General features: G+C 47.2%; 21 protein-coding genes. 14 read left to right on the top strand and 7 right to left on the bottom strand.

The window, feature by feature from the left end; translation table 11 throughout:
* The 6 genes from IDAT_RS00955 to ccoN are packed head-to-tail and all read right to left on the bottom strand — an operon-like array spanning nucleotide 1 to nucleotide 6,245.
* The gene (locus tag IDAT_RS00955) at nucleotides 1–2,454 is read right to left on the bottom strand and encodes a heavy metal translocating P-type ATPase (protein WP_034729363.1); all 2,454 of its coding nucleotides are present in this window, start codon (nucleotides 2,452–2,454) and stop codon (nucleotides 1–3) included.
* A 2-nt stretch (nucleotides 2,455–2,456) separates the two neighbouring features.
* Nucleotides 2,457–2,960, bottom strand: a complete 504-nt coding sequence (locus IDAT_RS00960; protein ID WP_034729365.1) for a FixH family protein — start codon at nucleotides 2,958–2,960, stop codon at nucleotides 2,457–2,459.
* 46 nt (nucleotides 2,961–3,006) lie between these two features.
* The gene (gene ccoP, locus IDAT_RS00965; RefSeq protein ID WP_034729367.1) at nucleotides 3,007–3,957 is read right to left on the bottom strand and encodes a cytochrome-c oxidase, cbb3-type subunit III; all 951 of its coding nucleotides are present in this window, start codon (nucleotides 3,955–3,957) and stop codon (nucleotides 3,007–3,009) included.
* Nucleotides 3,950–4,141: a CcoQ/FixQ family Cbb3-type cytochrome c oxidase assembly chaperone gene (locus tag IDAT_RS00970; protein WP_034729369.1), complete on the bottom strand. Its 192-nt coding sequence runs from the start codon at nucleotides 4,139–4,141 to the stop codon at nucleotides 3,950–3,952. The genes ccoP and IDAT_RS00970 overlap by 8 nt, the downstream gene beginning before the upstream one ends.
* Nucleotide 4,142: 1 nt before the next feature.
* A complete protein-coding gene (gene ccoO / locus IDAT_RS00975; RefSeq protein WP_034729371.1) occupies nucleotides 4,143–4,763 on the bottom strand; it encodes a cytochrome-c oxidase, cbb3-type subunit II in 621 nt (206 codons plus the stop codon).
* Between the two features lie 12 nt (nucleotides 4,764–4,775).
* Nucleotides 4,776–6,245 (bottom strand): cytochrome-c oxidase, cbb3-type subunit I, encoded by a 1,470-nt coding sequence (gene ccoN, locus IDAT_RS00980; RefSeq protein WP_051986487.1) that lies wholly within the window; start codon nucleotides 6,243–6,245, stop codon nucleotides 4,776–4,778.
* A gap of 177 nt (nucleotides 6,246–6,422) precedes the next feature.
* Here ccoN and IDAT_RS12905 point away from each other — a divergent pair, with 177 nt between their 5' ends.
* The 6 genes from IDAT_RS12905 (at nucleotide 6,423) to IDAT_RS01010 (ending at nucleotide 13,185) form a co-directional block, all read left to right on the top strand.
* On the top strand, nucleotides 6,423–6,872 hold the full coding sequence (locus tag IDAT_RS12905; RefSeq protein WP_156099458.1) for a hypothetical protein: 450 nt from the start codon (nucleotides 6,423–6,425) through the stop codon (nucleotides 6,870–6,872).
* A gap of 79 nt (nucleotides 6,873–6,951) precedes the next feature.
* Nucleotides 6,952–7,401: an NfeD family protein gene (locus tag IDAT_RS00990; RefSeq protein WP_034729372.1), complete on the top strand. Its 450-nt coding sequence runs from the start codon at nucleotides 6,952–6,954 to the stop codon at nucleotides 7,399–7,401.
* Nucleotides 7,402–7,429: 28 nt separating this feature from the next.
* Nucleotides 7,430–8,362, top strand: coding sequence for an SPFH domain-containing protein (locus IDAT_RS00995; protein ID WP_034729374.1), 933 nt, complete (start codon nucleotides 7,430–7,432; stop codon nucleotides 8,360–8,362).
* 126 nt (nucleotides 8,363–8,488) lie between these two features.
* Nucleotides 8,489–9,556 carry an efflux RND transporter periplasmic adaptor subunit gene (locus IDAT_RS01000; RefSeq protein WP_051986489.1) on the top strand — a complete coding sequence of 356 codons (1,068 nt, stop codon included), beginning with the start codon at nucleotides 8,489–8,491 and terminating at the stop codon, nucleotides 9,554–9,556.
* A complete protein-coding gene (locus IDAT_RS01005; protein ID WP_034729376.1) occupies nucleotides 9,556–12,642 on the top strand; it encodes an efflux RND transporter permease subunit in 3,087 nt (1,028 codons plus the stop codon). Before IDAT_RS01000 ends, IDAT_RS01005 begins: the two co-directional genes overlap by 1 nt.
* Complete coding sequence (locus IDAT_RS01010; protein ID WP_051986490.1) at nucleotides 12,643–13,185, top strand: SRPBCC family protein; 543 nt, start codon at nucleotides 12,643–12,645, stop codon at nucleotides 13,183–13,185.
* A gap of 169 nt (nucleotides 13,186–13,354) precedes the next feature.
* Here IDAT_RS01010 and IDAT_RS01015 read toward each other — a convergent pair whose 3' ends face one another.
* Entirely contained in the window at nucleotides 13,355–13,678 is a 324-nt protein-coding gene (locus IDAT_RS01015) for a helix-turn-helix domain-containing protein (protein WP_034729378.1), read from the bottom strand.
* Nucleotides 13,679–13,799: 121 nt separating this feature from the next.
* Between IDAT_RS01015 and IDAT_RS13265 the strand changes: the two genes are divergently transcribed.
* The 8 genes from IDAT_RS13265 to IDAT_RS01060 all read left to right on the top strand — a co-directional run bounded on the left by IDAT_RS13265 (nucleotide 13,800) and on the right by IDAT_RS01060 (nucleotide 20,249).
* Nucleotides 13,800–13,967: a hypothetical protein gene (locus IDAT_RS13265; protein ID WP_156099459.1), complete on the top strand. Its 168-nt coding sequence runs from the start codon at nucleotides 13,800–13,802 to the stop codon at nucleotides 13,965–13,967.
* Nucleotides 13,968–14,392: 425 nt separating this feature from the next.
* A complete protein-coding gene (locus tag IDAT_RS01025; RefSeq protein WP_162178382.1) occupies nucleotides 14,393–15,454 on the top strand; it encodes a phage/plasmid replication protein, II/X family in 1,062 nt (353 codons plus the stop codon).
* A complete protein-coding gene (locus tag IDAT_RS01030; RefSeq protein WP_034729384.1) occupies nucleotides 15,441–15,809 on the top strand; it encodes a DNA-binding protein in 369 nt (122 codons plus the stop codon). The genes IDAT_RS01025 and IDAT_RS01030 overlap by 14 nt, the downstream gene beginning before the upstream one ends.
* Nucleotides 15,810–16,006: 197 nt before the next feature.
* Entirely contained in the window at nucleotides 16,007–16,216 is a 210-nt protein-coding gene (locus tag IDAT_RS01040; RefSeq protein ID WP_034729389.1) for a hypothetical protein, read from the top strand.
* Between the two features lie 106 nt (nucleotides 16,217–16,322).
* Nucleotides 16,323–17,660 carry a hypothetical protein gene (locus IDAT_RS01045; protein WP_156099460.1) on the top strand — a complete coding sequence of 446 codons (1,338 nt, stop codon included), beginning with the start codon at nucleotides 16,323–16,325 and terminating at the stop codon, nucleotides 17,658–17,660.
* The gene (locus IDAT_RS01050; protein ID WP_034729394.1) at nucleotides 17,660–18,337 is read left to right on the top strand and encodes an acyltransferase family protein; all 678 of its coding nucleotides are present in this window, start codon (nucleotides 17,660–17,662) and stop codon (nucleotides 18,335–18,337) included. Before IDAT_RS01045 ends, IDAT_RS01050 begins: the two co-directional genes overlap by 1 nt.
* Complete coding sequence (locus IDAT_RS01055) at nucleotides 18,322–18,738, top strand: DUF2523 family protein (RefSeq protein WP_156099461.1); 417 nt, start codon at nucleotides 18,322–18,324, stop codon at nucleotides 18,736–18,738. The genes IDAT_RS01050 and IDAT_RS01055 overlap by 16 nt, the downstream gene beginning before the upstream one ends.
* Before the next feature lie 68 nt (nucleotides 18,739–18,806).
* Nucleotides 18,807–20,249 carry a zonular occludens toxin domain-containing protein gene (locus IDAT_RS01060; RefSeq protein WP_034729397.1) on the top strand — a complete coding sequence of 481 codons (1,443 nt, stop codon included), beginning with the start codon at nucleotides 18,807–18,809 and terminating at the stop codon, nucleotides 20,247–20,249.
* Nucleotides 20,250–20,255: the final 6 nt, after the last annotated feature.

A 20,255-nucleotide genomic window follows, 5' to 3' on the forward strand; every position in this document is an offset into this window, starting at 1 on the left:
CTATGGGTCCTTCGGAGTAGGAGGTTGTCGATAAAGGCGCAATGAATTCACTAACACCAGTAGCGAGCTAACTGACATACCAATGGCTGCGATGTAGGGGGTTACCCAGCCCATCACTGCAATAGGTACAATAGCAATGTTATAGAACAATGCCCAAGAGATATTCTGCTTCAAAATAGCACGACTTTTAGCCGTGGCTCGCAAGAGCTCGGCGAGCGCACCAAAATCATTGCGCATCGCGACGATATCGGCAGCTTGCCGAGCGAGATCCGCGGCATGTCCAAACGTCATTGAGACGTCTGCTTGGGCGAGAACGGGACCGTCATTCATACCATCACCAATCATCATCACTGGATGTTGCTGTTGTGTTTGCTTAACCCAATGCAGTTTGTCTTCTGGCAAACACTGCGCGTGATATTGGCTGATCCCCAGTTGCTCGGCAACACGGCGCGCGTTGTGTGGCTGATCACCGGTAAGCATGATGATTTCAAGCCCTTGTTGGCGCAGAAAATGCAAGGTTTCTGCGACATCTGGACGTAAAGTATCAGTGACCAGAAAGCGCGCAATGACTTGTTCCGGCGTGGCAAGAATAACGTTGTAATCAGCTTCTTTATTGAGTTCTGGGTGCCAATCCGCAGAGAATCCAGGAGCGCCAATTCTGACCCGTACTAAATTACCATCTGTTTGCTGCCAGTCTGCCTCGATGCCACGACCGAGTGCGACTGAGACGTTGGTTAACTGCACCGAGGACTTGCTATCAAGTTGTTGAAACGGCTTGGCAAGAGGGTGTTCGGAGTGCGATTCAAGTGCTTTCGCGAGAGCCCAAGCCTGTGTTTGCGCAACGTTATCCTCTAGTTGCACGTCAGCAATGCTAAATTGACCGGTAGTGAGCGTTCCGGTTTTATCAACCATCACAGTTTTGACCGTTGCCAAGGTCTGAATCGCATCTGTGTTACGCAGGATGATGCCTTGCTTATTTAACCGATGGATCACGCCAGTTACAGCTGTGGGTGCTGCTAATGCAAGAGCACAGGGGCAGGTTGCTACTAACACCGCAAGCGTCACCCAAAATGCTTCGCTAGGTTCAATAAAGGTCCACACAAAGAAAGTAAGCGCGGCGAGAATCAACAGTTGCTGCACAAATTGATTGGCCAGCTTTTCAGCGCGCTCCGCGAGTTTTGGTTTGTTGGCCAAGGCTTGGTCTTGTAAGGCTGCTATTTTTGCCATCACGGTGGCTTGTTGCACCGCGGTCACGCGAATACGCAATGGCTGCGTTTGATTCAACGTTCCAGCAAACACTCGGGCTCCTTGTTCGTGCACGACAGGCACACTTTCACCGGTGAGCATGCTTTCGTTAATCGTACCTAGCGCGCTTAGCAACTCGCCATCGGCGGGCAAAGTTTGTCCCGGCAATACGCGCACAATATCGCCGTCGGTTAATTTATTGACCGCAATTGACTCAAGGTCGCCATTCGCGGTCTCACGTTGCGCGGTGGCGGGAAGCAGCTTTACCAGATTTGATGCGGTGGCAATGGCGCGTTGTTTGGCCAAGAGCTCCAAATAACGTCCGACTAACAGTAAAAAGGTGAACATACTCACCGATTCAAAATACACTTCGCCGTGATTAATGACCGTAGCATATGCGCTGGCACCGTATGCGCTAAGTAATGCAAGGCTAACCGGGACATCCATGTTCAACTGTTTGGCTTGGATGCTGCGTAGTGCTGATAAATAAAATGGCTGAGCGCTGTAAAGTAAAACAGGGGTGGCGAATAACAGACTGATCCACCAGAAGAATTGCCGTAGATTATCGTCTAATTCATCGACCATGCCAAAGTAGAGGGCGACAGCTATCATCATCACTTGCATAGTTGCAAGGCCGGCAATGCCGATCCGCCGCACAAAATAGCGACGTCGGCGTTTGAAGTCCTGCTCTTGCGTTGCCGCTTGAAACGGCAGGGCGCGATAACCAAGCCCTGATATTTTTTTCAGAACGTCGCTGAGTTTGACCTGTTCTGGGTGCCAAGCCACGTTCACTCTCTCTGTGGTGGCGTTGACTCGCGCGTAATCGACACCGGGCAATGTTTGTAGTTGCTGTTCGATAAGCCAAGCGCAGGCGGCGCAAGTCATACCTTCGACCGATAGGGTGGTACTCGTGTGGCCGTTGTCGTCAAGATGGGTAAACTGTTGTTGTAATTCTTCTTGATCGTAAGCCTCGAGCTGTTGCAACTCTTCGGGAAGTAATGGGATCTGCAACGGATTCGAGGTATCGCGGAATTGGTAAAAATGCTGCAGTCCTTGCGCTTCGATGGTTTGCGCTACCGCCTGACAACCGTAACAACAGACGTGGCGCTGCTTATCTGCCACTGTAACGCTGTAACCACCATTTGGTGGCAAAGGTTGGAGGCAGTGAAAACAACTGCCATTTGGAGATTCAGGCAGGTTGGCACCCATCACTAAACGCCGTAGGTCAAGGGCTGTAGCGTGAGTTCGCGATAAGCCGGGAGTTGTACCTGCTGACTCAAACGCCAACTGTTATCGAATGGGCTTATAGTGAGCGTCCATTTGCCTTGCTCGGTGGCAACGTCGTCGGGGAGTTGGCCACGAAAAACACCTTTGGCGTCAGCAGTTAGAATGAGCTCAAAATCTTTGTCTTTTAACGTGGTGTGATAAAACTGTACACGCAATGCAGTAAGTTCATCAGGAGCGCCGGTTTTGTACGCTAGGGTTAGGGTTTGCGCATCTTGCTGCAGAGTGAAGCTAATATTCAATGCTTGCGCAGCTTGAACTTTCTCCACTTGAGTATTGATTCCGCGACCTTTCTTATAATAGTCGTCAACCACCATCGGATTGTCGTATTGGCTGGCAATACTGAGGGTGATGACCATTGCGATGACCACAGAAAAGGGAATGAGCATTAAAAACCAGGGCCAAAACTGCTTATACCAAGGTTTTTCCATCAATTTACACCTCAAAAAAAGCCCCGCCGCAGCGGGGCTCGTTTATTTACTCGTTAGATAACCCGTAAACATAGGCACTAATCACGTGAATTTTGTCTTCGCCGAGGATATCAATCCAGGCCGGCATCACGCCATTACGGCCGTTGTGTAAGGTTTCTTCGATCGCTTCTTGCGAACCGCCGTAGAGCCAAATGTTATCGGTCAGGTTTGGCGCACCCAATTGCTGGTTACCTTTACCGTCTTGACCGTGGCAGGCTGCACACACTGCATAGTTCTGTTTACCTGCAGCAGCCATTTCTGGGTCTACTTTGCGACCACTGAGGCTCAGTACGTAAGTCGCTAGTTCAGAGATTTGCTGATCGCTAAACTGTGCGTCAAACGCTGGCATCGCGCCACGACGACCTTGAATCAAACTGGTCTTGATCGCTTCTGGCGAGCCGCCATAGAGCCAATCGTCATCGGTGAGGTTAGGGAAGCCCTTACCACCCATTGCGTTCGAGCCATGACACTGGGCACAGTTCTGTAAGAACAGGCGCTGTCCGATTTCTGTTGCTTCTTCATCTTTTGCCAATTCAGGAATTGGCCGTTGCGCGTAAGCTTCGAAAATTGGACCAAAACGGTCATCGGCTGCTTGAACTTCGCGGTCGTACTGAACCACTAAGCCAGCTTCTCGATGCGCTTCAGTTGCCGCACGTGATTCTTCTAGCGATAACACTTCTTGGTTCGAGCTACTCCAGCCGAGTAACCCTTTAAAGTTACCGAGGCCAGGGTAGAGCGCCAAGTAAATAAAGCCCCACACGATAGTGATCCAGAATAAGATCATCCACCAACGTGGCAGCGGGTTGTTAATCTCTACAATCCCATCGAACTCATGATCCATGAGTTCACCTTCTTTAATATGGGTGTAGTTGCTCATATTCCATCGCAGTAACCAGATGATAAACACCAGAAATGCGAGGGTCAGGACGATAATCCATGCACTCCAGAAGCTACTCATTATTCTTCGACTCCTGTTTAGTAGTGTTGTTTGCTTTTTGCTCTAACTCATCTTCTTCGAAAATAGAGTTGGCGGCCTCATCAAAACGCTTTTTGCTGCTTTTGCTGTAGGCCCACCAAATAATGGCAACGAACACTACGAAAACTAAAACTGTGTAAATACTACGCCAGGTGATGTAATCCATCTTAATTGGCCTGTTGTTGCAATCCGGTACCCAGTGACTGCAAATACGCAATCAGCGCGTCCATTTCGGTCTTACCTTGAACTGCGGCTTGCGCACTAGCGATATCTTCGTCAGTGTAAGGCACGCCATAATCACGGAAGACTTCCATTTTCTTAGCTGTCCATTTGCCATCAAGCGTATTTTCAGCTAACCACGGGAAGGCAGGCATGTTCGATTCAGGAACTACATCGCGTGGGTCCATTAAGTGTACATAGTGCCACTCGTCACTGTAGCGACCACCAACTCGAGCCAGGTCAGGACCGGTGCGTTTTGAGCCCCACAAGAACGGACGCTCCCACACGTGCTCACCAGCCAAGGAATAATGACCATAGCGCTCAGTTTCAGCACGGAATGGACGAATCATCTGACTGTGACAGTTGTTGCAACCTTCACGGATATAGATATCGCGACCTTCCAGCTCTAATGCTGTGTACGGCTCTAAACCAACGACTGGTTCATTGGTTTGTTTTTGGAAAATCAGTGGCGTGATTTCCACTAGGCCACCAATCGAAATAGTAATGGTGGCCAAAACCGCCAACCAACCCACGCGTTTTTCAACGAAATCGTGCTTAACGTTTTTCATGATTACGACTCCTTAAGCTGATTGCGTAGCTGTTGATTGTGGTGCTGCTTCTTGTGGAGCAGCGTCGATGTAGTCTGCAGTTGCAGTACCAGCTTTAATGGTGCGGTAGCAGTTCCATGCCATCAGTAACATACCAGCAACAATGAACAGGCCACCGACAAAGCGAATGAACCAGAACGGATATGACGCTTCGACACTCTCAACAAAGCTGTAGGTCAGGGTGCCGTCTTCGGCATTGACTGCGCGCCACATCAGACCTTGCATGACGCCTGAGATCCACAATGCAACGATGTACAGAACAACACCGATGGTATGAAGCCAGAAGTGGGTGTTGATCCACTTGACGCTATGCATTTGGGTTTGGCCCCATAAGCGTGGAATTAAGTAGTACATCGAACCAATGGTGATCATTGCAACCCAGCCAAGTGCACCTGAGTGAACGTGACCAATGGTCCAGTCAGTGTAGTGCGACAGGGCATTTACCGACTTGATTGACATCATCGGGCCTTCGAAGGTCGACATACCGTAGAACGATAGTGAAACGATCAAGAAGCGCAAGATTGGGTCAGTTTTCAGTTTATGCCAAGCACCAGATAAGGTCATGATACCGTTGATCATGCCGCCCCAAGATGGAACGAACAGGATAACCGACATCACCATACCCAGCGACTGAGTCCAGTCTGGCAGTGCGGTGTAGTGCAAGTGGTGTGGACCAGCCCAGATATAGAGGCCAATAAGTGCCCAAAAATGCACAACCGACAAGCGATAAGAATAAACTGGACGCTCGGCTTGTTTCGGAACGAAGTAGTACATCATTCCCAAGAAACCAGCGGTGAGCAAGAAGCCTACGGCGTTGTGGCCGTACCACCACTGTACCATTGCATCCACGGCACCCGCATAAATACTGTACGACTTGGTGAACGATACTGGAACCGCCATACTGTTGACGATGTGCAGTACCGCAACGGTAATAATAAAGCCACCGTAGAACCAGTTTGCTACATAAATGTGCGATGTACGACGCTTAACTAGGGTACCAAAGAATACAATAGCAAAAGCTACCCATGACAAGGCGATCAGAATATCAATCGGCCATTCAAGTTCAGCATATTCTTTTGATGTAGTGAGACCTAGTGGTAAGGTGATCACCGCTAGCAGGACGACCGTTTGCCAGGACCAAAACACAAAAGCTGCAAGTTTGTCGGAGAAGAGTCGCACGCGACAGGTCTTCTGCACGATGTAAAACGCTGTGCCCATAAGTGCTGAGGTGCCAAACGCAAAAATAACTGCGTTGGTGTGCAGCGGGCGTAAGCGGGAATAGGTTAACCAAGGTGTATCGAAATTGAGCTCAGGCCAAATTAGCTGAGCGGCAATCCAAACCCCTAAAGCCATCCCTACAATGCCCCAAATAACCGTCATAACAGCGAACTGTCTAACGACCTTTAGGTTATATTCGATTTGTTGTGGACTTGTTTGACTCATTTTTATTTTCCGCGTTGATGCTCTGACTACAAAAACAGAGTAACGTGACAATGATGACCGCTTGTCGGATACTTTGACAAACTCCACGTATTTTATGATGAATAACCCTAAAAATACAGGGAGAATGCAGCAAATAACCGAAGCGCACCGTCAACATGGAGAAAAAAACAGCAAGCTATGGGATTAAACATTCTAATTTTGCCCCGTGACTGCTATATCCACAAGATTTTTAAGGTCTTTATGGCACTCCTGTTGACGGCGTTTAGTATCGCTTGTAGCCCTGATTCATCGCAACCTTTAGCCGAAAAAAAGATTGATCTGTATCAACAAAAGGTTTTTTTATGGATGCCACAAGATCCAGTGCCCATTGAGCAAAGTGTAACGCTGCGTTTGCAGCTTCCGGCCGAAATTAATCCACAATTAAGCGTTATAGAAGGCATCAATATGTACATGGGCAAGATTCCAGTGCAATGGTTACAACAGGAAAACGGTCAATGGCATGCACAACTTCTTATTGGTGCTTGCACCGAGCCAAAAATGGAATGGTTACTGACGATTCCGCTTGAACATGGTCCGGTAGATTTTCCAACGACTTTAACCGTGCGCTTTTTCAGCGAAGCAAATTGAAACAAAATTGCCGCTCGCCAGCACTTATAGGCATGCTATAGTCAAACTACACACCTTTTTAACACTCGAGGAGAAGGGAATGTCCGTAGCACTGATTTGGATTCTAGTTGGTATCGTTTTGATTCTTTCAGAATTGATGTTGACCAGTGTTATTGCTGTATTTCTAGGCATTGGAGCCATAGTTACTGGATTACTATTGCATTGGGGTTGGATTGAGCAAACATCAATTCAATTTGCGATTTTTGGCGGTGTTAGTTTGGCTTTATTGTTGCTTGCACGCGGTCGAATCAAGCGTTGGTTCCAAGGCTACACGGCAGATGAAGACGAAGCTAAACCTAATTTTCAGCGCGATATTGGCGCTCGCGTGCGGGTGATTCGTGATTTCAATCATGGTGCTGGTCGTGTCACTCTTAACGGTGTTCAGTGGGATGCCTTTTCAGACGACGAGTTGAAAGCTGGTGAAACCGCTTGGGTGATTGCTAACGAGGGTATTCAACTTACCGTAGCGCGACAAAAACCGAAACAATAATCGATTCCAAATAATAGAAGGGAACATCATGTTTGAACCACAAATCGGAACCGTACTGGCCATAGGCTTTGCCTTAGCCGTAATTATCGTCATTTTCAAAACTGCACGGATTGTGCCGCAACGAACCAATTTCGTCATTGAGCGACTCGGACGTTACAGCCGTACGCTGGACTCTGGTTTTCATTTATTGATTCCATTTATTGACAAAGTCGCGTATCAACACACGTTAAAAGAAGAGGTAATTGACGTAGAGCGTCAAGCCTGTGTCACGCGCGACAACATTCAGGTGGGCATTAACGGTGTGCTTTATATTCAAGTTGTGGATGCTCACAAAGCCAGTTACGGCATTAACGACTATCGTTACGCAGCGTCGCAGTTAGCGCAGACCACGATGCGCTCAGTCATTGGTCAGACTGACCTTGATAAAACCTTTGAAGAACGCGCCCGCATCAATGAAATCGTCGTGCAAGCACTCGATGAAGCAGCTTCGCCGTGGGGTATTAAAGTACTGCGTTATGAGATATCCGATATTGAATTACCGGCAAGCATTAAAGATGCGCTAGAACAACAGATGCGTGCGGAACGCGAACGTCGTGCTGCGATTGCTAAATCTGAAGGTGAGCGTCAGGCAATGATTAACGTTTCTGAGGGCCAGAAACAAGAAGTCATTAACTTGTCGGAAGCCGAGAAGCAAAAGCAAATCAACGAAGCTGAAGGGCGCGCTCAAGAAATCGAGCTGATCGCCCGCGCGACTGCCGAAGGCTTGAGTATGATTGCTGCATCGATTCAGCAGCCTGGTGGACAAGACGCGGTAAGTTTACGCGTTGCAGAACAGTACGTGAAAGAGTTTGGTAATTTGGCAAAAGAAACCAACACCTTGATTTTGCCGGCACAGCTTGCTGATATCGGTGGTGCCGTCGCTGGACTGACAGAAGTGTTGAAACAACGCCCGAAAGCTTAAGCGCTAGAAGACTGGCGTATTGAAAAGACCGTTCATCGAAGATGGGCGGTCTTTTTTGATCGTATTTGTTGAAATAACACTATTGTTACTCTAAGCACGCTCAATTACACCAAGGAAAAAAATTACATGAAGTTGTCTATCTGTGTTCGCGCAGCTCTCGTTGTAAGTATTCTGTCTCTGCCACCGCTGCTGAGTGACGTGGCTTATGCACAGCAATGGGGAAATTCCGAACAAGCGGCGTTAGTTGTTTCGCAACCGCTTGGTTTCGAGCGAGAACGCGAACAGGTTGAAGCTGTGGCCTATGCGGAAGCTTTACAATCCGTAGACTTGTATCCAGCAGTAGGCGACGAAGTTGTCGCAGTTAACTTTGCCCCTGGGGACGCAGTCGAGGAAGGTCAGGTGTTAGTACAGTTAGACGATAGGCGCCAACAAATCGCCTTGCAACGGGCGAAGTTACAACTGGCTGATGCTGAACGTACGGTGGAACGCTTGCGACAAAGTCGTGCCAACGGCGCGATCGCACAAAGCGAGCTTGATGCGGCTGTGATCGCACGTGACCTGTTAAAAGTTGAAGTTGATGAGGCGCAAACTGAAATTGATGATCGCCGTATTACTGCACCTTTCTCAGGCATCGTAGGCATCACTGATGTTGAGCCTGGCGATCGCATCACTCCACAAACAATGATTGCATCACTTGATAAACGCAATCAGCTTTATATCGACTTCCAAGCACCGGAAAGTGCGGTGAGCATGTTAGAGCAGGGCGCGCAGCTGTCAGTTTATGCATGGCAACGATTACGCGAACCTTTAGCTGCCACAGTTGCGGAAATCGGTTCACGCATTGATCCGCAAAACCGCACCATTCGAGTGCGCGCGCTGATCGATAACGCGGATGATACCTACCGACCTGGTATGAGCTTTCGCGTAGCTTTGAATTTAACCGGCGAGAGTTACCCTGTGGTCCCTGAAGCAGGTCTGATGTGGGGGCCTGAGGGTGCTTACGTGTGGATTGTTGAAGATGATAAAGCACGGCGCGTCGACGTTTCAATAGTGCAACGCATGCCCGGACGCGTGTTGGTGAACGGCGATTTACAACTAGGCGATCGCTTAATTGTTGAGGGAGTGCAAACCCTGCGCCAAGGTCAAACCGTGCAAGAGCTCACCGCCGCTGCGACCAATGGGAGCTTTGAATAATGAAATGGGCTCCGCAATTAAATGATTTACCGTCGTTATCGATTCGTCGGCCGGTACTTATTGTCGTAATTAACCTGCTTATCATTATCGCTGGCTTTGCCGCGATTCAAGGCGTTGAAGTTCGGGAACTGCCCGATGTCGACCGTCCGATCATTTCCGTTACCGCAAGTTTTCCTGGCGCCGCCCCAGAAACAGTTGATACTGAAGTAACGAGTCACCTAGAAGGCGCCGTGGCGCGGGTGAGTGGGGTAAAATCCATTCGCGCTTCAAGCGAGGAAGGTAGCTCGCGCATCGTTGTTGAATTTCGCCCTGGGGTCGATTTGGATAACGCCGCCAATGAAACTCGCGAATCAGTCAGCCGCATTCAGCGACGCTTACCAGAAGAAGTTGAAAACGTTGCGGTCATAAAAGCGGATAATGATGCCGAATCAGTTGTGGCGTTGGCTATTTCCAGTGACACGCTCGACCTGCCTGCTTTAACTGAGCGTGTTGAAACTGATCTAGCGCCTAACTTTTTAAATATACCTGGCGTTGCCGATGTGCGTCTAACCGGCGACCGCCGTCTAGTGATGCGCGTCGTCATCGATCCGCTACGTTTAGCGAGCTACAACCTAACGGTGAGTCAAGTTTCGGCGGTGTTAAGGCAGGCGCCATTCGACGTCCCTGCAGGGAGTCTTAAATCTACCGATCAACAACTGATCGTTCGTGCTGATGCAAGTTCGGTCACAACCGATGATGTCGAAGATATTATTATTGCTGGCAACACGCGCGTTGGCGATGTCGCGACGGTCTATTTTGGCCCTGCAGATGCAAGTAGTATTACTCGTCTCGACGGCCGTCAAGTGCTGGGTCTGGGGATCATTCGTCAAGCACGTTCCAATACTATCGAAATCTCTGACGAGGTATTGGCGCTCGTTGATGACTTGCAAAAGCAATACCCTGAGCTCAACATCATGGTGACCGATGATGATGCGGAGTTTATCCGTAGTTCGGTCGAAGAGGTTATTACGTCGCTAGGTTTAACCATTCTATTGGTAATCGCGACGCTTTGGGTGTTTATCGGTTCAGGCCGAGCAACGATCATACCGGCTTTTGCGATTCCAGTCGCATTGATTGGTTCTCTTGCTGTTATTTGGTTACTTGGTTTCTCGGTCAATATCCTTACCTTACTCGCATTAGTGCTGGCTACCGGTCTGATCGTTGATGATGCCATCGTTGTATCTGAAAATATTCAGCGTCGTAGGTCAATGGGATTAGGTGCGCGAGCAGCTGCGGTGATTGGTACTCGCGAAGTATTTTTTGCTGTCATTGCAACGACCGCCGTGCTTGTTGCGGTATTCGTACCGATTGCCTTTATTCCTTCAACAGCGGGGCGTTTGTTCCGCGAATTTGGCGGAGTTTTGGCTGCCGCCGTTATCATCTCATCCTTTGTCGCACTGACCTTGGTACCTGCACTGACCGCTCGGTTACCATTGAAAGAATATAAAGAAACAGCGTTAAGCCGTGTCGGTAATCGGTTCCGTATACGCTACGTAAAAAGCTTACATTGGGTACTCGACCATGCACTGTTGACCTTTGTTGCTTGTTTGCTCGTTGCTGGCAGCGCTACTTACTTCTACTTCGGCGTTGATAATGAGCTCATGCCTGCCGAAGACCGTGGTCAGATACGCATCTTTGCACGCGGACCCGATGGCGTCGGTCTCAACTTCATGGACCGCCAAGCGCAACGCATGGAAGAAATCTTATTACCTTATGTGAATGGTGGTGCGGTCGAGAGCATCAACACGCGAGTAGGTCAGTGGGACCCCAATTTGGTGTTTATCACGGTGCGTTTAAGCGACTGGGAAGAACGCGATCGTTCACAACAAGAGATCATTGATGAGATCAGTGAACCGCTGAGCCGGATCCCAGGTGCACCCGGCCGTGCATTTGGCTCAAACAGCTTGAATTTGCGCGGTCAGGGCGGTGGTCTTGAAGTTGCTTTGACCGGTGATGAATACATGGAAATCTATGACGCCGCGGTGAAGTTTGGTGCCGACGTGCAAGAGGCGATGCCGGAAGTTGGTTTCCCTCGCATTGGTTATCAGCCTACACAGCCAGAATTGCGCGTGAATATTGATCGTCGTCGTGCGACTGAACTTGGGGTGGCGTTAAGTGATATCTCGTCAACTTTGAGAGTCGCGATTAATGGCGATGACATTGTCGACTTAAATATTGGCGATCAAGCGGTACCCATTATGCTGCAAGCAAATCGTAGTTTGATTCAGTCGCCCAATGATTTGAACAACCTTTATGTGGCTGCAGCAAATGGCTCGTTAGTGCCGTTATCGAGCGTGGCGACGATTACTGAAGCGGGGGTTGCGGCAGAATTAGAGCGTCGTGCGCAACGTCGTGCGATTGAAGTCGACATGCAGATGCCAACCTCTATTCCAATTGAGGAAGTGGTGGAGCGCTTGCGCGAAATCGCCAACGAGTCACTGCCTGACAATGTAGGTATGGTGCTGCTGGGTGAAGCTGAAGCCTATGAAGAAACTGAGCGCGAAGTCATGCTCACTTATATTCTGGCCTTTGTTATCGTGCTATTGGTACTTGCTGCCCAGTTTGAAAGTGTTAATAGTGCAGTTGTGGTCATGGCAACAGTGCCATTCGGTATAGCTGCGGCATTCTTTGCACTATTTGTAACGGGAACATCCATTAATATTTTCTCGCAAATAGGCTTAGTGATGCTTATTGGTCTGATTGCAAAAAACTCAATTTTACTTGTGGAATTTGCTGACCAACTACGCGATAAAGGTAAGTCTGTACGCCAGGCTGTAGAAGAGGCCGCGGATATCCGACTACGCCCAATTATGATGACTTTAGTGTCAACTTTATTGGGTGCGTTACCCCTCATTTTATCGATGGGAGCGGGTGCGGAAGCACGTAATTCGATTGGTTGGGTGGTATTCGGTGGACTTGCATTCGCTGTACTCTTTACGCTTTACTTAACGCCAGTGATTTACCTTGGTCTGGCACGTTTCACCAAACCTCGCGCAGATGAAACTCAGCGCTTGGAGCGGGAAATGGAGAAAGCGGAAGAAATTTAAATGAATATACCCTGCAATCGGCTTTTTATAGCCATGGCATTCGGCGCTGCAACTGTTGCAGCGCCGCTACATGCCGATGTCATAGATAGTTCTGTAACTGGCTTTTCACTAGCGTTCACACGCGATTTACCTGTCACTACTGAGATTGCTTTCCAGCGGCTGACAACTGACGTTCAGCGTTGGTGGCTGGCTGATCACACTTGGTACGGCAGTAGCGCGAACATGTTTATTGATGCAAAACCTAATGGTTGCCTATGTGAAACCGACGGCCAGCGATTTACTGAGCATTTGCGCGTGGTGAAATATGAGCCCGGTCAAGCGATTCGATTTACCGGTGGCTTAGGACCCTTGCAAGGTGAAGGCGTGAGCGGTGTCATGGATTGGTCGGTTGCGGCTGATGCCGAAGATCCACAACGTAGCGTGTTGACCGTGAAGTATCGTGTGGGTGGTTATACGCCCAACGATTTGAGTCAATGGGCAAGTGCAGTCGATAATGTACTGCAACAACAAATGGATTCACTCCAAGCTTACGTTGGTGATTAACGATTACGCTGAAAATTTGCTAGCAACGAAATCGTGCGCTACGTGAAATCTGCGGTAATTCCTTAGGGATTGCCGCTATTTTTTTGCCTAGCACAAAGTGTAATAGGTTGTTGGTTGACTTATAAATGTGAATACCTACTTAGTGAATAGATACTTATCCATATCGTATTTAACATAATATACATTGTGCGCAATCATGGATCATCGTTGCCGGGATCAAGATTATCGTCGCTGCCGTCCCTGTCACTAGCTTTAGCCACGCGCTTTTGACTTCTGGCTCCTTAGCCCATTGTGCGTGAATACTAGCTAGAACTTCGCTTTCTCTCATTCCAAGCAATTTCGCAATATTAACCGCATGTTTATCCGGTAGCGGTGCTTTGCAGTTTTTAAATTGGCTAACCGTTGCTTGTTCCATACCAAGTGCGGCACCAATTTGTTTTTGTGTGAATCCGGCTTCTTTGAGTTTTTCAAACAAGCCTTTTTGATAGTTCATGGTTGTTCCTCCTGATTTTTCCATAGTATAGATGAAAATCTTTTTCTTGACACTGTATAGATGAACGTCTATAACTATAGATAAATATCCATTTATCTATCCAGGCAAGGAGATATGAAACATGAAACATTTACCTAAACAAGGTTGTTACTTTAACCGAATGGGCAATTTGCCTCTTTGCGCAAACTCGCTTAAACAAGGGCGTTTAACTGGTGTTGGTCGCATACGTTCTATCGGCTTCCCATTCCGCATTATTGATTTGAATCCACAACGGTTGGGTTTGAAATGAATATTCTGAACATTCCTTCATACGTTTTAGACCAGGCGATTGAATCCGCTGTTGCTGATTTGGGGCAACCTCAATTGACCCTTTCAGCCATTAACGCTGATCTCAAATATCACACTAAGTGCATCTTGATGCTGCGGAACGACCTCCGCGACCTAGCTCGCAAATATTCTCGTGATTGCGTGAAAGTGGATTCTTATCAGTCGTTGGAATTAACGAACGAATACGACACCGCTCGCGCAGTTCTCCAGGAGCGACAAGACGATCATAAAGCTGCCGTTACTCGTCTTGAACGAGCAAAGTCAAAATACTTGTTCTGCTTGGACGAGGTGACGAAGTGAACCATAGCATTTTACTTCCCCTTTTTATTGCCGCTTGTATCGCTTACGCGGTATGGCGTTCTAAACGAGGTTCTTAAAATGTCGCTTATGTGTGATTGGTTAACGGTCGTCATTGAATGTCCGCATGAACCTATCCCCTCTGGTGCGCTTATTGATTGCGACGCTGATGGGAATGTAACCCGGACGATTGTGAAGCGTACAACTGTTCGGTCGTCTTTCGAATCATCTATCCAGGTTAAGACAAACAATGTTATTACTCGCGACGATGGCTCAAGAATTGGCACACAATTATACCTGGACGGAAATTTTGCAAAATTCCTCCAGGGTCACAATGTTTTTGGTTCTCTTGATATTCCTTTTCTGGTTGCTGCTGGTGTACAGCAAGCGTTAAACCAGTGTCAAATACCTATTTATCCGTTTCAGCTTAAGCGCATTATGAATGGGGAGTTCAAGGTTAAACGGGTTGACTTAACAGCTAGTTACGATTGTGGAACGTCTGAAAACGTCGATCACTGGTTACAGTCTGCTTCTGTTATGTCACGTTCGCGCAGCGGTAAACCGGAAATTACCCGTGGCACTGTTTATTTCCAAAAGCATTCGCGTCGATGGTCGGTTAAGTTTTATAACAAACATCGTGAGATTCTGAAAAACAAAATTCCTTTACATCTGTTGAACTCCCCTATCCCGGCTTGGACTGATGGAAAACTTCGCGCAGAAGTCGTTATTCGTAGCAAGGAATTGCAAAAGATTGCAGAACAACAACTCGATAATGCTGATATTTACGGCTCCGATTTAACGCCCAAATTTTGCTCTACTTTATTCAACTCCTATATGGAGCGCATTGATATGTCTGACGTTCACCGCATTCCCCAGTCCGCAGCTTTATCTCTGCCTAACGCTTTGCGTGGTACTTATGAGTTATGGCTCAACGGCTTCGATATGAAAAGCCATTTATCTACTACTACTTTTTATCGCCACCGACGCGAAATTTCTTCGCGCCTGGGCGTTGATATATCGCTGCCACCTCCACGCGCAGCGCGTAACAATGTCGTACCTCTTTTACGGGTGATTGAAGCTAAACCCGTAGAAGTTCCTAACCACTTGCTTCCATACATGATTAAACGAGGTGATTTCAATGTCGCAATCTAACTTAAATTCTGGTTTCGCAGGTACGTTGTTAGCCGGCCGTTTGGTGGGTACTCGCATCGACCAACGACCAGGCAAAGACGGGCAACCCTGGATACGTCATTTCTTGGGAATCGAGGTGCCTGTCGTAAACGGTTTCCCTGGACAAACTGACGTTCAAGAAGTGCAAGTTTCCGAAAAAATTATGAATGCTGCGTTTCATACCGCTATTGAAAAGCTAACCGGAAAAGACGTTTTTGTTGTTGTCTATCCTCGCGTTTATGCCACCAAGAATGGTAACGCAGGTATGCAGTACAACTTATCGAACGTAGAAAACAATATCCTTGCGCAGCCGACTGCGGTTGCTAAGGTCGCTTAATGAGTTGGGTTCAGGTCTGCCCGGTCGATCCGATAAATGGGTCATGTCCTGAACCTATGGTTTGGGCGGAAACTGCTTCAGTCGGTTTAACGGCTGAACAGTTCCTCCAAATACTCCCGTCGCTAGTTATCATTCTCCTAGCGGCTTGGGGTACTAAGACACTTGTGAGAATGATTTTTAACCGTTAAGGACGAGCTATGAAAAAGCTACTTAAGGTCGGCACAGTTGTTTCATCTGTGCTTTTAACTGGTGCGGTAATGGCTACCGAACCGTCTGGTGTTCAAGCTGCGGCTACACAGTTTGAAACTGATTTCGGTGGTAACGCTGCAATCGTGGGTGGTGCAATCATTGCCATGGCTTTCTTGGCAATTGGTTACAAATGGGTCAAGGGCATGATTTTCAGTTAAGCCCTGAAACCTGGAGTATAACGCCATGTTTACTGTTGATGATGTTTTGATTATTACTGGACTCATGGCGTTATACATTCTTTTCTCTGATTGAGTGTATAACGTTATGCTTTCCCGACCCTGCCGCTTGTTGTTCCTTGCCGTTGCACTTGCGGTGGGGTTTTTTAATTCTTCTTTTGCACAAGATACCGTTCCAAAAGTAGAAATAGATACTTACCAGTGCCGTTCTTCCTATTGGCATAGTACCGATCCCAACGCTGTTTCTATGGGTAATTTTGCGTCCCTTGATGAATGTTATAATGCGGCATTGGCATACAACGCGAACTTTAATGATCAAACGCGCACTTTGGACGGCTATACTGTAAAGAATACCTACTCTAACTATGTTCATTATGTCTTTATCGTAAAATATGCCAATTCTAATCCCGATGCAGAAAAAAGTGGTTTTGCATTTTATACAACCGCATCTGGTTCTACCCAATCTTGCCCATCTTCTCACCCAATCGACAACGGTGATGGCACGTGCAGCATCGACGGAGCCCACGAAGCTTTTTGCCAGGACTTAGCGAATAGCGGTACTTCGTTTTGGGCACCTGATAACGGTGATGAATGTACGACTATCACTGATGGTAATCCGCAAGGTTATTCATGCACGTTCACTCGTGGCGAAATCGGCATCGGTTTCGGTGGTGGTGTCGAACAATGGGAATACACTGCTTCGGGTGAAATCTGTTCTGGTGGCGGCAGCGGTGGCAATTCACCCGGTAGCGACCCTTTAGAACCCTCAACACCTATCGACGGTGGTGATTTAGGCGGTGATGGTGGCTCACCTGGCACGACACCAGGCACCGACCCTGCCGAGCCAACAAACGATGAATCTGCCTCATATCTCGGTCAAAAAATCGAATTTGAAACCAGGACACAAACAAACGCTTTGCTTGATGGTATGGCTGAATCCGTCAATAAACGTAATGAAAATCACGACAAAAACTCGCAGTTCATTGTCCAGGGTTTATCTGATTTGGCAAAAGCCAATGCGTCCGGTTTATCCGATATAGAACGCGCAGTTCGCGCCAATGGTACTTCGAGCGGTGGCGGCTCCGGTGGTGGTGACGATCCGGCAGGTTGGGGAAATGAAGAAAACGTTTCAATTGATGCGCTTGATTGTACGCCTGACCCTGTAACGGGTCGCTGTACCAATTGGCAGCCTTTAACGGAGCAAGAACTACCGGAACAAATCATTAATCTTGACCAGGAAATTTCGCAATTTGATGAATATTCGGTAACTGCTACATGCCCGGAAACCTTGCCGATGGCTTTGTCTTTCGGCAATTTAGATTTCAACTCTAAACCTGTTTGTGATTCCCTGGGCGGTGTTCGCTATATTTTGTTAGCGATAGCCTATTTTATCGTTGCGCGTGTGATGGTTAGGAGTTTTGGCTAATGACCACGCTTGCGGCTCGCGCTTACCCTCAAATCACCTGGGATACTTCCACAACGTTGGATTCGTTGCGTGTGATTGCTTGCGCTATCGTTCTTTTAAGCCATGTCTATGAATTTTCAACCGGGAATTTGAATAACCCGGTAAATGAAACGATTAGTTATATCGCGGTCGCTTGCTTCTTTTTTATCTCTGGTTGGGTGAACACGCATTCCATTCGCACTCGAAACTCAACCAAACAGTTTTATGAAAAACGCTTTTTCCGTATTGTACCGACCTATGTATTTGCCCTGGTGTTGGGTGCAGTCGTTTTTATCCTGGTCGGTGGTAATCCGTTAGAGTATCTTTCGAATTTGGTATTTCTGAATCCCTTTTTCGGCACGATACCAACTAACGCCCCTCTTTGGTCATTACCTTATGAAATCTATTTGTATGCGCTGCTGCCACTGCTCTTGGGTTCCTCCTGGTACTGGTCGCGCTTTGCCTTTGTGCTGTTGATTTTGCTGTTTACGCTACTTGGACACCCGTTTTTATTTGTTGCGTTTTATATGGGCTGCCTTTGCTATTCGTTTGGGTTGCAGTTACCTCGTCTGAATCTTTTTTCCAAGTACGGTAAACACACCTACGAAATTTATGTGTTTCATTATCCGCTCATGATTTTGTTATGGGGGCTTTTCTAATGCCTATACCTTTTGCGGGAATACTTGTTCCTCTAGCAGGACCGCTTATTACTTTTGGCACCTTTTTACTTGGTATCTTCACCAAGTTTCGTAGTTGGTTCGGCTTTTGGTTTATCACCCACATCGGTGATTTAGCCATAGGTGCGCTTTATTCTGTCGGTGCAGGTTGGGCAACCTATGAACTCGGCTCCTTTGCCTTAACCGCTATTTATAACGAAATTCTAAGCAATGTTTCTGGTATGCCTGAAATGCTATTAGTCAGCATTAATACAATGGGCATGTTTGAGTTTCTGCCGATTGTATTCGGTGGCTTTTCGGCTTCTCTTGTGCTGCGCGGTGTTGTTGGCGGTATCAGTGCTTCAAAGTTCTCTATGCGTAAACCTGAAAATTGGGTGACTTAAAAAGCAGCGTGCAACATGAGCGAACGCAGTCGCCAGGTTGCACGCTTTAACAACTATCTGGGGTTAATATGTATTCTTTAACTTTAATCACGGGTCGCCCAGGTGCAAATAAGACCCTTAACACCATTAAAATGATTGTTCAGGATAAAGATCATCAAAACCGGGTGGTCTTTTATCACAACATTCCGTTGATGTTTCTTGATTATTCTGTCTGTAATTCTTTCCAGGGCTTCTTTTACGGTGTTTTTCGTCCATCTTTACAAGGTAACGATAAAGAACACTATCAGCTTCTAATGGAACGCTGTCATAACCAAAAAAGACGGGTTGAACTCAAAGATGTTCCCCATTTGGAACAACAATTTGATGCCTGGCAATATGACGGGGGTTTGCAGCTTTGGTTATCCTGGTGTCGTCGCGTTTATTCCAGTTCTCGGTTAGAACCTCTTGAAAATTATTTAGCGATTAACCCTGATGCGACTTTCGATCAACTAGAACAATTTAATTTGCATTGGATTAGTTTTGATAATCCTACGGATTGGCATCTGCTGCCGCGTCCTTGTCGTATTGTCGTTGATGAATGCCAGCGTTGGTTTTTACCTCGTCGCCCTGGTTCCGAGGTTCCTAAACATATTTCCGAGTTTGAAACCGTCCGGCACTCTGGCGGTGATGTTTTTCTCATTACACAGCACCCGAAACTCATTGATTCGAATATTCGTCGCCTGGTGGTGAATCATTATCATTTTGTCCGTAAATTGGGCATGAATCGCGTTATCAAATATGGTTTTCCCGATTGTGCTGATGATCCTGATGATTACCATGCTAAACAATCAGCAGATAAACAAACGATCCAATCTGATAAAACCTTTTTCGGTTTGTATCACTCGGCTGACAGGCACAATTACAAATTCAAACTCCCTCGTAAGGCGTATTTTTTCATCGTTGTTGCTGTTGTCCTTGTTTTGCTTCTTTTTCTGGCTTATTTTCGTCTTTTTGGTGGTTCTAATGGTGATTCTTCAAACCATTCTGGCGGTGCTGTTAGTGTCGCAGATAGTTCTGTTGCTGTGGTTCCTGGTGGATTGGATAATGGAAGCAATTTTTCCCAGGCTCCGCGATCGATTCAGCAAGTAGAAAGTGAGGTTTTGCCGATTACTGCGTTATCGAATCAACCTCACCCGTTGAACTCGCTTTGTCAAAAGCTATCGTTAGCCGGCCATGAAGATATTAGGGATTCGAGTGGTCGTACTGTTCGAACGTATTACCTTAATTGTTTCACTGAAAATGTGATTAGTTATAAAGCCCAGGCTTCCGGCAGCAGTTCACCAGGTGAAAACCAAGATGGTGATTTTGCTCGAAATAACAACGACCAGGCACAATCGAAATCTTACCAAGAACGGTTGTTGTTTACGTTTGATGATTTGATTCAGTATGGTTATCAGTTTACGTTGAGCAGCAACCAAACTCCGATGTTGGTGTATGGTGGTCAAAAGTATTTGTTGGTTAATTATAATTAGGTGGTT

This window comes from Pseudidiomarina atlantica (assembly GCF_000753735.1).
Lineage (GTDB): Bacteria > Pseudomonadota > Gammaproteobacteria > Enterobacterales > Alteromonadaceae > Pseudidiomarina > Pseudidiomarina atlantica.